A 12674-nucleotide genomic window follows, 5' to 3' on the forward strand; every position below is an offset into this window, starting at 1 on the left:
CCGCCGATCTCATCGAGCGGGTTCTTGACCACATCCTTCTTGCGACGGGCGCGGTGGGTGCCGATGGCGAAGCGGTGGGCCTCGTCGCGCAGGCGCTGGACGTAATAAAGCACGGGATCACGATGCGGCAGCATGAAGGCGTCGCGGCCCTCCATGAAAAACTTCTCCCGGCCGGCATCGCGCTCCTCGCCCTTGGCAATGCCGATAAAGGTCACTTCGCGTGGCAGGTTGAGCTCGGCAATGACCTCGCGCACGGCGTTGAGCTGGCCGGCGCCGCCATCGATGAAGACGATGTCGGGCCAGTCGGGCATGCCGGTCTGTTCGTCCTCGGCATCGGTGTCGCTCTCCGTGGCGAGGCGGGAGAAGCGGCGCGTCAGCACTTCGCGCATCATGCCGAAGTCGTCACCGGCGGAAATGTCTGATTTGATGTTGAAGGTGCGATAGTGCTTCTTGGAAAATCCTTCCTCGCCCGCGACCACCATGGCGCCCACCATATTGGTGCCCGAAATATGCGAGTTGTCGTAGACCTCGATGCGGCGCGGGGTTTCTTCTAGGCCAAAGGTTTCGGCTACCCCCTCGAGCAGTGTGCGGTTGGAAGCACCCTCGGCCAATTGCCGCCCCAGGGCCTCGCGGGCGTTGTTGAGGGCGTGGTTGACGAGGTCACGTTTTTCGCCGCGTTGGGGTATCTCGATACGCACCTTGCGACCGGCGCGGCTGGTCAGGGCCTCCTCGATCAGGGCGGGCTCGGCCATGTCGTGGCTGAGCAGAACCAGTCTGGGCGGCGTGCGGTCCTCATAGAACTGCACGATGAAGGCTTCGAGCACCTCGGCATCGGTGAGGCTGTCATCGGCCTTGGGCCGGAAGGCGTGGTTGCCCCAGTTCTGGAAGGCGCGGAAGAAGAAGACCTGGACGCAGAACTGGCCGCCTTCGTGATGGATGGCAAAAACGTCTGCCTCTTCCACCGAACGGGCCGTGGCGTCGCCCTGGGACTGGATGAGGGCGAGGGCGGACAGGCGGTCGCGGATGAGTGCTGCACGCTCGAAGTCGAGGTCCTCGGCAGCCTTGTTCATGTCGTTCTGGAGGTGGCTGCGCACGGCATCGGACTTGCCCGAAAGGAACTGTCGCGCATCCTCGACCAATTCAGCATAGCCTTCCAGGCTGATCTCGCGGGTGCAGGGGCCGGCGCAGCGCTTGATCTGATATTGCAGGCATGGACGGGTTCGGGCGGCATAGAAGCTGTCCGAACAATTGCGGAGCAGGAAGGCTTTTTGCAGGCTGGCTATGGTGCGACCAACAGCTGTGGCCGAAGCGAAGGGACCGAAATAATGCCCCTTGCGGCGGCGGGTGCCCCGGTGCTTGGTGAGCTCGGGTGCCTCATGATCGGTGGCGATCAGGATATAGGGGAAGCTCTTGTCATCGCGCAGCAGCACGTTGAAGCGTGGCCGTAGGCGCTTGATGAGGTTGGCTTCGAGCAGAAGGGCTTCGGATTCGGTCTCGGTCCGCACAAATTCCATGCTGACCGTGGCGGCGATCATGCGCTGAATCCGGACCGGCAGACCTTCAGGCCGGGTGTAGTTGGTGACCCGTGACTTGAGGCTGCGGGCCTTGCCCACATAGATCACCGCGCCTTCGGCATCGAGCATGCGATAGACGCCCGGCGCCGCCGGCAAGGTGCGGACGAAGGCGCGGATGACCTCGGGACCCGAGGGCAGGGCGGGCGGCTGTTCTGGCGTCTCAGTCATGATCGGGGTGTCGGCCCTCGCCGGGCCGGAAACTCAAGGTGCCTCCCGCCATCAAGGGCCAGCATCTGGCCGGTAAAGGAGGGCATGGCGAGGATGGTCAATACGCCCTGGGCGATTTGACCGGGATCGGCGTGACGCTTGAGCGGTGAGGCCTCGACCGATTGCTCGAAATCAGCCTGGCTCTGTCCCTGGTGCGGGAGCACGGGACCGGGGCCGATCGCATTGACGCGAATCGCAGGCGCCAGGGATTGCGCCAGGGTCTGTGTTGCAGTCCAGAGGACCGACTTTGACAGGAAGTAGCTGAAGTAGGCGGGTGAGGGATGCAGGACGCGCTCGTCCACGATGTTGATGATATTGCCATGCTGGCCTTCCGGAAGCTGGTTGGCAAAGTCGCGAGCCAGGAACACAGGGGCCTCTGCATGTACGGCAAAATGCAAGTCCCACAATTGCTCGTCCAGATCTTGAGCGCTGTCGGCAACAAATGCGGAGGCGTTGTTGATCAAGACCCCGAGTGGGCCAAAGATGCCGGCTGCGTCGGCAATCAGTCGACTGCGCTCCTCCCGCTTTGCCAGATCGGCTTGGGCGATCTCTGCGCGTCCACCTGACTGGCGGATTTGGTCCCTTACGGTTCTGGCCCCTTCTTCATCGGAGCGGAAATGAATGATCACGTCGTGGCCTGCCTGGGCCAGGGCTGCGGCGATTGCTGCGCCGATGCGATCTCCGGCACCGGTGACGAGCGCGGGCGATAGGGCGTGATTCTGGGTGGGAATGGGCGAACTGGACATTGGGCGGACCATAGGCCGGAAAGGATGGGTCATCAATCGGCCTCACAGGGCCGAACTGGGGGTAAATGGGCGTAAGGACAATAGGTGGCAGCAGGGTTTAGCGCTATGCCGGAGCTTGAAACAGGCGTAGCCTGACTGTGTCGCAGAACGGGAGGTTCTGTGCAATCAGAGAGGGGGACTAGCATGGACGTCATCGTACCGATCCTGGTGCAATTGATTGCCGGCGGGGCCGGCGGCAATGTCATCGGGCAGTTGGCAAAGCAGCTCAATCTCGGCACTGCCGGCAACTCCATCGTCGGCGCCATTGGCGGGCTGGCGGGAACATGGCTCGCGGGGGTGATCCCGGGCCTGGACGCGCTGGTGGGTACAGCGGCCGGCACGGCGGGCGGGCTGGATATCGGCGCCCTGGCGGGCCAGGGTGCAACCGGCCTGGTTGGCGGTGGGGTACTGACAGCTATCGCCGGCATCATCAAATCTGCCATGGCCAAGGCCTGATCTTCGCTGACGATGAAAATCGCCTCGCGGCCTGACGCTGCGGGGCGTTTCGTGAGGCCACACTTGCACTGTGCGGATCGAGAGGGCATGTCTTCTGTCAAGGAGACATGTAATGATCTGGCTTATCGAAATCGCGCTGGTGCTGTTATTGCTCGGCGGCGGCTGGACCATGCTGACGCGCGGCCGGCAGAGCGACAAGCGCGACGCACTGACAATGCGGCGCGTGGACGCCTATATCGAGACTATTCGGCGCGAACGCCGGTCGCCTGAGCTGGCGGCCATGACGGACATGGAATTGCGCGATCTGCTGCACTCCGGCGCCCGCAACCTCAAGATTGCCAGTCAACGGAAGACCTGGATTGTTTCTGCTGCGGGTATCGTCACGGTGCTGGCGGCTTCCGTTGCGGGGAGCCAGGAGGGCTGGGTCGGTTTTGGCCTAGTTGCAGCGATCGGGGCGATCGTCACCTATGGGGTCAATGAGTACCTGGCCCGGCGCATGCGGGCCCCGCTGGAGAAACGCGGCATAGATATAGACCGGCTGATGGTGGAATAGGCGCTGCCAATAGAAGACGCCGCCCCGGAGGGCGGCGTTCGATATGTCTCGAAACGGTCAGGTGCCGATGCAGAAATAGCCGTTCGGACCATTGAAGCACATGCTGGCATGGGGATGGTCCGGATAGATCGGCCGAGGCAACGGTCGCGGATTCCAGTGCGGCGGGCGCGGCGGGTACGGATCCCACTGCGGTGGCCGGGGCGGGCGCGGGCGGTCCCAATGGTCATCCCAGTCATTGTTCCAGCCGGGGCGGGCGTTGCGCAGGTAATTTGCCGAAACCCAGCCGTCCGGGCCACGCTTTTCCACATAGCACCAGCTGCCACGGCAGTACTGGACATCAACGTGCTCGCCACGACGGAGCGTATCGACCACCGGATAGCCGGTGCTGGGGCCGGTGCGAACATTGACGTTGCCTGTGGCGACTGCCGGTGCAGCGGAAGCCGCGACGGTGGTGGCGAGCGCGGCCATGGTAGCCATTCCGGCTGCGATGAGCTTGGTTCTGAAGGTCATGCGATTGCTCCTTCCTCAAGGGGTGGCGATGAAGCCTTGCCTCCACATAAGCGCATCACGCATGAACCCAAGCTGAACGGATTTTTAGCCAGGCACGGGGTCGTCAGAGCCGGAGCAGATCGACAAAGCGCCCCAACGCTTCGGACAGTCTCTTGCGCTGCTTGGACTTGAGTTCACCCATCAAGGCCTCTTCGAGCTGGGCCCAATGGTCCGACAGGGCGTTGCGAATGCGCACGCCCCGCTCGGTCAGCGCTAGACCGGGTTCGAGCAGCGGGCCAACGGCCTGACGGGTGACGAAATCCCGGCTGGCCAGACGATCCAGGCGGGACGCCAGCTGCTCGATGGTGAGCCCGAGTTCGGCGGCCAAATCGGCCTCCGTGGTGCCCGCGCGACCCAGGATAAACAGAATAGCGTCATCGCCCGGTTCGAGCCCTTTCTCGACCAGCGGCACCAGCAAGGCCTTGTGGGCGAGTTGTCCGGCTTCGATGAGCCGGTAGAGCGCTGAACGGGAAGAGGGTCTGGACATGGGCGGGAAAATAGTCCGATCTCCTTGTCGCCGTCGATTGGGCTCGTATCCTATCGTTAATCGCCCAACGACCAAGAGGCGTTATTGTTCACCCCATGCAGATGAGTTATGCGTCCGTGGGTCAGCTCAGAACAAACGGACACGTCATGTCGCAGGATCTTGCTCGCATCCGTGCCTTTGTGCAGGTGTTTGACGCCGGCGGATTTTCGGCAGCGGCGCGGCAGCATGGGCGCTCCAAGGCCCTGCTGAGCAAATATGTCACCGACCTCGAAGACTATCTCGGTGTGCGGTTGATGAATCGCACGACCCGCAAGCTGAGCCTGACCGAAGCGGGCGAGGCCTATTATCGCGAGGCCTCGGGCCTGCTGCAGCAGCTCGACGACCTCGATGCCAATATCGCCGATCAGACAGCAGAGCCGCGCGGGCTGTTACGCGTTTCGGCGCCTCGCAACTTTGGCGAGAGTACATTGGCGCCTGCGATCTTCAGCTACCTTGGCAAGTTCCCCAAGGTGACTCTCGATCTTCGGCTCGAGGATCGCTATGTCGACCTGGTGGATGAAGGCATAGATGTGGCCCTGCGCATTTCCACCTTGGCCGACTCCTCGCTGATCGCCCGCAAGATCGCCGACATGCATGTGGTGATGGGCGGGGCACCTGCGCTGGTCAAGCAGGTGGGCATGCCCAAGCACCCGGACGAGTTGCGCCACCTTCCCTGCATCGTCGATGTCAATCTTCAGGGACAGTCGAACTGGCGCTTCACCGAGGACGGCAAGACCATATCGGTGCCGGTCAACGGACCGCTGCGGGTCAATTCGCCCCTGGCAGCGCGGACCGCTGCAGTGATGGGTCTCGGTTTTGTCGTATTGCCGTCCTATCTGGCCGAACCGGCCCTTCAAAAGGGCGAACTGGTACCCGTGCTCACCGATTTTCTGCCGACCGGCCAGACGCTGCAGGCGGTCTACCCCCATCGGCGACACCTGGCCGGCAAGGTACGGGCACTGATCGATCATCTGGTGGAGTGGTTCGCCACCCATCCCATCCATTAGGGGCAAGCATTGACCCGGTCTCGTTGGGCGGTCGCAATGGCCGCACTGGCAGCAGTGTTTCTCGCGCAGCCGGTACTGGCGCACCCACACATCCTTATCGATGCCAAGGCGACTATCCGCTTTGACGAACAGGGCAGGGTCGCGGGGCTGCACCATAGCTGGACATTCGATACCGCCTTCTCGGTGTGGATGGTGCAGGGGCTCGATACGGATGGCGACGGCACGGTGTCGCCTGCGGAAATGCAGGAGCTGGCCAACGAGAACATGCTCGGCCTGGCCGAGTACGGGTTCTATACCTATGCTGGCGACGACATGGCTTTCGAGGCTGTCGGCGACCAGCGCATGTCCTATGAGAACAACCGCGTCACACTCGACTACTCCATTGTGGCAACTGCGCCGGAGCCTGTGGGCGAGCGATTTGAGCTGGGCGTCTACGACCCGGAATATTACGTCGCCATCACGGTCAACGACGTTGCTGATGTGACGCTGGAGAATGCGCCGGACGATTGCGCCGTGCGCCTGGAGCCACCTGTGCCCATGAGCAGGGAGGTCGAGGAGCGCCTCTACGCTTTGGGACCAGAAGTGCTGGAATTGCCACCGGACCTGGCTGCGGCCATGCGGGGGACACAGGGTCTGGTGGTGATCAATTGTGGCGCAGCGGCTATTCCGGCGACCGCCGTCGAGGCCGTGGCCGATGTTGCGCGGGCCCGGCCTGCAGCGCCATTTGGCGGGCCGCCGCCCGAGGTGGGGCTGAACCTGCCGCGCAGCGGTTTTTTCGGCTGGCTGCAACAGCAACAGCGCGATTTCTATGCCGCACTGACCGGCGCTCTGGACGCCTTGCGAACCGATTGGACGGCGTTCTGGGTGTTGGGCGGGTTGAGCTTCTTTTACGGCATTTTCCACGCGGCCGGGCCGGGGCACGGCAAGGTGGTGATCTCGTCCTATGTGCTGGCCAATGAAAGTCAGTTGCGGCGCGGAGTCGTGTTGAGCGGCCTTAGTGCATTGATGCAATCGCTGGTGGCGATCGGCTTTGTGCTGGTGCTGGCAGGCTTGCTGAACCTGACCAGCACGGCGCTGGGGGAAGCAGCCCATTGGGTGGGCGTGGCCTCCTATGGGATGGTGGCCCTGCTGGGGCTTTGGCTGGTGCTGCGCAAGCTGTTCGGCTGGGGACACAGCCATCACGACCATGATGACCACCACCACCATCATCATGACCACGATCATGCACACCACCACCACGATCATGACCATGGGCACAGCATGCACCATGCGATTGCCCCCGGGGATATTCGTGGCGATTGGCGGGAGCAGCTGGGGGTCGTATTGGCGGTGGGGCTGAGGCCTTGTTCAGGAGCGCTGGTGGTGCTGGTCTTTGCGCTGTCGCAGGGCGTCCTGGCGGCAGGCATCGCTGCGGTTCTGTTGATGGGACTGGGCACGGCGATCACGGTAGCGGCGCTGGCGACGCTTGCGGTGACCGCCAAGGGCCTGGCGGGGCGTATTGGCGGGGCCGATAGTGCTGTGGCCCGCACACTGGTCTGGTGGGCGGAGCTGGCCGGAGCGCTCTGCGTGCTCGGATTTGGCGTTTTGCTGCTGGTGGCCAGTTTCTGAGCTGGATCACCTGGAACAGCGCGACCCATAGCCGCTTTGCGCCCAGGTGCGAAATGCGTATGGTGCGGCCAATTCTGGAACATTTCCAAACTGGTCCCCGATGTCCGCAGTGCTCCCTCCCGACCATCCGCCCGTGCCCAAGCAGAAGATCGGCGTGCTGCTACTCAATCTGGGGACGCCGGACGCGACCGACTATTGGAGCGTGCGGCGGTATCTCAAGGAATTCCTCTCCGATCCACGGGTGATCGAGACACCCAAATGGCTCTGGTGGCCGATCCTCAACCTGGTCATTCTCTCGTTCCGGCCGCAGAAGAGCGGGCATGCCTATGCCCAGATCTGGGACAAGGAGAAGAATGAGAGCCCATTGCGGGTGATCACCAGGGAGCAGACGGAGAGCTTGGCCGAACGCCTCAAGGGCGAGGATATCGTGGTGGAATTCGCCATGCGCTATGGCAATCCCTCGACCCGGTCGGTGCTGGAGAAGATGCAGCAGGCCGGGTGCCAGCGCATCCTCTTGGTGCCGCTTTATCCGCAATATTCGGCGACGACGACGGCGACGGCGAATGACAAGGCCTTCGAGGCGCTGCGGACAATGCGGTGGCAGCCGGCGGTGCGGACGGCGCCGGCCTATTTTGATGACCCGGCCTATATCAAGGCGCTGGGTGACTCGATCCGGGAGGGGGTTGGCAAGCTCGATTTCGAGCCGGATGTGGTGATCACCTCCTACCACGGCATGCCGGTGGAGTATCTCAAGCGCGGCGACCCCTACCATTGCCAGTGCTACAAGACCACGCGGCTGGTGCGCGAGTATCTCGGCTGGGACAAGGACCGGTTGATGGTCACCTTCCAGAGCCGGTTCGGGCCCACCGAATGGCTGCAGCCCTATACTGACAAGACGCTGGAAGAATTGCCGGGCAAGGGGATCAAGAAGGTCGCCATTCTCGCCCCCGCCTTCCATGCCGACTGTATCGAGACGCTGGAAGAGATCGCCATGGGCGGCAAGGATAGCTTCATGGAAGCGGGCGGGGAGAAGTTCGCCTATATCCCCTGCCTCAATGCCTCGCCCGGCAGCATGGACCATATCGAGGCCATGGTGCGGCGGGAACTGGGCGGGTGGCTCTGACCTCTCCCTTCAAAGGTCTACCCCCACCCTAGCTCTGCTAGGGCCTTCGGCCTAGCGACGCTACCCTCCCCACAAGGGGGAGGGAGACGATGAACACTGACGCCGCAGTCCTGCGCCTCCCTCCCCTCGATGGGGAGGGAATGAGGGTGGGGTGATCTTCACCACCCCGGCCCGACGAAATCCGGCGGCGTGACATTCACCAGGCCGCGGCCGGTGATGTAGCTGCGCTCGACCCAGCCATAGTCGGGGATGCGGCACCAGCGGGTGGCGCCACTGGGCCAGAGGGTGTGGCCGGCATCGCCGATCCAGCTGCCGCGGTCGCTGTCGCCATCGGTCTGGGTGCAATAGTCGATGGGGATTTCCTGGCCCTCGCGCAGATAGCCGATGACGGCGAAGCGGCTGTCGGGGCCCTCATGCACGGCAATATTGCCGCCCGAGACGCGGGCGGTGACGGTGAGGGCGGATGCGGGCGCCGCGAGGGCGGCACTGGCGAGCGCCGCAAGGGCAAGCGAAATGAGGGCGCGCATGGGGCCTCCCGAGACTGTTTGCGCCTTGATGGACCCGGCTCGTGGCAGGTTCGTGGCAGGCGTGCAGAATTGACGCCCGGCCTTGCGGCGTCGCGGTGACACGGTGGAAAGCGGCTTTCGCCCCGAAAGTTTTTAGAAGAGGCGAAAGCCGCTTCCCACGCCCGGGATTTCGGACGCATGCATCGAGCGGCCCCCTTGCGGGTTGTTGCCCCGGATCACGGAATGGACACTTCCGGCGCTGGTCTGCCGGTGGGGCCTCGCGATGGCGCTTGGTCCCGATCTCATGCCGTGCCGCCGACAACTGGCCGGTGGTCAGCATACACGCCTCCGCCCCGGCGACCCGGTGCGGCCCAGTCTTCCTCGCCCGACATCTCGTAAATGCCGCGTGTTCTTGGCGGGAACGGGGGCAGTATGCAGGCGGTTTTGGGCCCGGGGATAAGTTGGAGCATTTCATCGTTTCGTTGAAACGCCAAAATGCTCCAAGCGCTTGTTTTGTCGCGCTTCCGAACCGCAAAACCGTTGCCACTTTTGCTGGCAGCGCTCTAGTCTATCAGCCACTGATCGTCCCGTTCGGACCATTGGGCGGAATGGGCTTCGCGGAAGCGGGCGAGGGCCAGGCGTGCCTCATCGAGATTCTGGGCCAAAAGGACGCGGTCGGCAGCGTCGGGCACAGGGCGCTTGAGGGCGCGGGCGCCGACTTCGCGCGAGACGAGACGGTAGAGATCGGCGCGCAACAGGCGGACCATCTCGATCAGCAGCGGTGCAGGCGGCGTGGCCTGCGGCAATTGCCGCAAGCGGGCCTCAAGCTGGTCGATTTCGATATTGAGGTGGCGCCAGGTGTTGAGCTGGCTGAAGGATATGCGGCTGTGCTTGAGCCGCCAGTCTTTGCGCATGATGGGTCTCCCAAGGGGTTTGGGAGAGTGTCGCGCACGGGGGTGGGGCGGGGATATCTTTGTTGGACGCTGGCGCCATTCCTCTCCCGTTCACGGGAGAGGGGGACCGCGCAAGGCGCGGTGGAGAGGGGAGCGGCTACAAGGGATCGGCGGCAATAGGCGCTGGCGCTCGTGGCCTCCCCCTCCACCGCCTACGGGCGGTCCCCGCCTTTCGAGCCTTGTTCGCTCAAATCTCTCCGCCGGAGAGATTTGCCCCTGCGGGGCGCTCCAAGCTCTCAAGGTATTCTTGTCTTGGAAAGCTCCACCGGAGCTTTCCATCCGGCTATGTCGGACCGCCTGCGAAGCCCCAGCGAGGCACATAGCTGTCATCATCATCAAGCGGCGGGCCGCCGTTGGAGAGAAGCGCGGTGGTGATGCGGCGAGTGTGGCGCCGGACGGGCGGGGCGTCCAATGAAGGGTTTTATTGGGAGGATAGGATGGGGTTATCTCGTCGCATTTACTCGTGAGAAAAGGAGTGACATACGAGGGCAATTTTGCGTATGTTCCACTTTTGTTCCAAATCGTATGCGTGAAGCGTTAACAGTTCATGATACAGTAAGATTCGGAGGCACGGATGATCACTTACCTTGAAACAAGCGTCTTCGACTCGCCTGCCCAGACTCTTGTGAACACGGTCAACACCGTCGGCGTCATGGGCAAAGGCATCGCTAAAGAGTTCAAAGAGCGCTACCCCACAATGTTCCGGGAGTACAAGAAGCTCTGTGATGAAAACCAACTGCGCGTCGGCAATCTGCATTTGTGGCGTACTGACAATCGTTGGGTGCTTAATTTCCCAACAAAAACTACATGGCGGCAGCCGTCTCGACTGGAATATATAACGTCCGGCCTCGAGAAATTCGTGGCGTCCTACGCACGTTTGGGAATTACTTCAATTTCATTCCCGCCACTAGGGTGTGGCAATGGAAATCTGAACTGGGCGGATGTGCGGCCGGTGATGGAACGCTACCTGTCAAAGGTCAACATCACCGTTTATATTCATGATTTTCAAGTTCCGAAGAATTTTGTTCCAGAGCACCTTAGCGATGTGAGGGCTCCGGAGAGCTTTACTGAATTTTGGAGTGACATATCCTCTGCAATCAGGAGAAATAAGGGCACATTTTACACGACATTAGATGGTTCATATGCTGTAGAGAATATCGACGAAACAGGAATACTGATCAACAAGAGCGGGCATCGCCGGAGGATTGATCGTGACCTAGTCGAAGATTCTTGGCTCGCCCTACGCGACAGGTGTTTGACCAATCGCAGTTTCACAGACGACAATACCCGTAAGCTCAAGAGCTACTTGTTTCCAATTCTCGCTGACTTACCATACGTACATAGAGCCGCTACAAGGACGGTGGGTGAGAATTCGGTGAAATCAGAAGGACTCTTTATCAACCGAGAGAGCTACGTTGGTTTCTCTGGCCCATCTAGGCAGGCTCAGGGATGCCTATCACTCTAGCTAGGGCCGAACAGCACGTATCTGACTGGTCGACTAGGCTACAAGGTTTCCCGCGGCTGATGTGGGCGAGTCACTTGTTCCACGCCTGCCAACTTGAGGTAGCGGTTGCCATCTTGCGTGGAGGTGCCTTGCGCTGCCGGAACGGTGCCGGGGAGTTGTTGTGTGACGTGGCCAACCAAGGCGCCCTCTGGAACAATCCGGTGGCTCATAATTATGCTCGGCTATATTTCAGGCCCAGGAACTCATTTCACCTGAAAACTGAAGGTATAAAAAGGATTGGGGATCCATATCGAGTGGATCCGCACATGTCTATTCCGATTATGTTGGCCTTTGACTTCAAGAAGATTTTGACACTTCCGTCGAGTGGATTTTTGTACGGTAATTTTGCGCACCTAGGTGCTCAAGTTCAAAGCGGCGATCCTGCTTTCGACCAGTTGGATTTTTTCAAGATATACCATGATGCACCACCGGCCACCGATGGAGATGCTATCCGCGAGGCTCGCATGTCCGAAGTGGTTGTCGAGCATGAAGTGTCGACAAATTTGCTAAATGCAGTTGTGTGTCGGACCGTGCAAGATCTGGCTACGCTGAAACACTCTCTGGGAGACTTTGTTCCAAGCGTCCCTCTAATTGTAGAAAGACAGTCAAATATATTCCAGAGGCGTTCGATATACATTCGCGAGTTGTATTATGATGCTGGTTGCTTGCACTTTCTTCTAACTTACCCACATAGCGGCGGTTTGCAGGGGTTGAAGCTGCGAGTCGCCTCTGACCTTTTTGATCGAACCTACACGGTCGATACTAATCGCTTCCAAATTGAGTGCCCCGGGGCCGATCCATCTACTGTTTGGGCCATATACATCGAGGACTGCATGGCGTATTACGCGCCAGTGCCGTGGGAAAGCGGACTCGTGTAGTTCGGATTGCCTATTGGAGCATTGCACACTTACTTCGTACGAAGTCAGGGCCTTTTCACCGGAAGTGCAGAGCCCTCGAGTCAAGCCCGAGGGTGACGCGTGGTGGGAAGGCGGGACTAACTGACCTCCCCGGCCATTCGCGCATAGCGCTCATGGCCTCGTGCATTCAAATCTCTCCACAGGAGAGATTTGCCCGACGCTAGGCGTCGGTCATGCCCGAGCCCTCCAGCGTATCCAGCTCCATCTCCCTCAACCGCTTGACTTCATCCCGCAGTCTCGCAGCTTTCTCGAATTCAAGGTTCGTCGCCGCTTCCCGCATCTCCCGTTCCAGGTCCTTGATGACCGTGGCCAGATTGTCGCCGGTGACGGTCTTTTCCTTGCCGTCCTTGCCTTTGCCGATGCTGACCGTGACGTGGTCTTTTTCGTAGACGCTGTCGACGATGTC

At 61.1% G+C, this 12674-nt stretch carries 14 protein-coding genes; 7 read left to right on the forward strand and 7 right to left on the reverse strand.

The features are described 5' to 3' along the window. Nucleotides 1–1742 (reverse strand): excinuclease ABC subunit UvrC (gene uvrC / locus QZ564_RS17480; protein WP_297112788.1); only part of this gene is annotated, 1742 nt, incomplete at its 3' end. Next, entirely contained in the window at nucleotides 1739–2527 is a 789-nt protein-coding gene (locus QZ564_RS17485) for an SDR family oxidoreductase (RefSeq protein ID WP_297112791.1), read from the reverse strand. The genes uvrC and QZ564_RS17485, both read right to left, overlap by 4 nt. A 183-nt stretch (nucleotides 2528–2710) precedes the next feature. Here QZ564_RS17485 and QZ564_RS17490 point away from each other — a divergent pair, with 183 nt between their 5' ends. Both QZ564_RS17490 and QZ564_RS17495 read left to right on the forward strand, forming a co-directional pair. Beyond that, nucleotides 2711–3022 (forward strand): hypothetical protein, encoded by a 312-nt coding sequence (locus QZ564_RS17490; protein WP_297112794.1) that lies wholly within the window; start codon nucleotides 2711–2713, stop codon nucleotides 3020–3022. Nucleotides 3023–3134: 112 nt separating this feature from the next. Then, nucleotides 3135–3575 carry a hypothetical protein gene (locus QZ564_RS17495; protein WP_297112796.1) on the forward strand — a complete coding sequence of 147 codons (441 nt, stop codon included), beginning with the start codon at nucleotides 3135–3137 and terminating at the stop codon, nucleotides 3573–3575. A 57-nt stretch (nucleotides 3576–3632) separates the two neighbouring features. Here the strand turns inward: QZ564_RS17495 and QZ564_RS17500 are convergent, their stop codons facing one another. Then, entirely contained in the window at nucleotides 3633–4085 is a 453-nt protein-coding gene (locus tag QZ564_RS17500; protein ID WP_297112798.1) for an SH3 domain-containing protein, read from the reverse strand. Between the two features lie 103 nt (nucleotides 4086–4188). After that, a complete protein-coding gene (locus tag QZ564_RS17505) occupies nucleotides 4189–4611 on the reverse strand; it encodes a hypothetical protein (RefSeq protein WP_297112801.1) in 423 nt (140 codons plus the stop codon). Between the two features lie 146 nt (nucleotides 4612–4757). On the opposite strand from QZ564_RS17505, the gene QZ564_RS17510 reads away from it, so the two are divergent. The 3 genes from QZ564_RS17510 to hemH all read left to right on the forward strand — a co-directional run bounded on the left by QZ564_RS17510 (nucleotide 4758) and on the right by hemH (nucleotide 8388). Next, nucleotides 4758–5657 carry a LysR family transcriptional regulator gene (locus tag QZ564_RS17510; protein ID WP_297112804.1) on the forward strand — a complete coding sequence of 300 codons (900 nt, stop codon included), beginning with the start codon at nucleotides 4758–4760 and terminating at the stop codon, nucleotides 5655–5657. A gap of 36 nt (nucleotides 5658–5693) precedes the next feature. Beyond that, nucleotides 5694–7265 carry a DUF1007 family protein gene (locus QZ564_RS17515; protein WP_297112809.1) on the forward strand — a complete coding sequence of 524 codons (1572 nt, stop codon included), beginning with the start codon at nucleotides 5694–5696 and terminating at the stop codon, nucleotides 7263–7265. Between the two features lie 100 nt (nucleotides 7266–7365). After that, entirely contained in the window at nucleotides 7366–8388 is a 1023-nt protein-coding gene (hemH, locus tag QZ564_RS17520) for a ferrochelatase (protein WP_297112812.1), read from the forward strand. A 158-nt stretch (nucleotides 8389–8546) separates the two neighbouring features. On the opposite strand, the gene QZ564_RS17525 is transcribed toward hemH, so the two are convergent. Continuing rightward, a complete protein-coding gene (locus QZ564_RS17525) occupies nucleotides 8547–8915 on the reverse strand; it encodes a hypothetical protein (RefSeq protein ID WP_297112815.1) in 369 nt (122 codons plus the stop codon). 542 nt (nucleotides 8916–9457) lie between these two features. Then, the gene (locus QZ564_RS17530) at nucleotides 9458–9808 is read right to left on the reverse strand and encodes a hypothetical protein (RefSeq protein WP_297112818.1); all 351 of its coding nucleotides are present in this window, start codon (nucleotides 9806–9808) and stop codon (nucleotides 9458–9460) included. Nucleotides 9809–10421: 613 nt separating this feature from the next. On the opposite strand from QZ564_RS17530, the gene QZ564_RS17535 reads away from it, so the two are divergent. Continuing rightward, the gene (locus QZ564_RS17535; RefSeq protein ID WP_297112821.1) at nucleotides 10422–11312 is read left to right on the forward strand and encodes a macro domain-containing protein; all 891 of its coding nucleotides are present in this window, start codon (nucleotides 10422–10424) and stop codon (nucleotides 11310–11312) included. Nucleotides 11313–11371: 59 nt separating this feature from the next. Next, entirely contained in the window at nucleotides 11372–12229 is an 858-nt protein-coding gene (locus QZ564_RS17540) for a DarT ssDNA thymidine ADP-ribosyltransferase family protein (protein WP_297112829.1), read from the forward strand. A gap of 199 nt (nucleotides 12230–12428) precedes the next feature. Here the strand turns inward: QZ564_RS17540 and QZ564_RS17545 are convergent. Continuing rightward, the coding region (locus QZ564_RS17545) for a UvrB/UvrC motif-containing protein (protein ID WP_297112825.1) at nucleotides 12429–12674 on the reverse strand (246 nt) is incomplete at its 5' end.

The sequence above is a fragment of the uncultured Devosia sp. genome (assembly GCF_913055165.1).
Classification (GTDB): domain Bacteria; phylum Pseudomonadota; class Alphaproteobacteria; order Rhizobiales; family Devosiaceae; genus Devosia.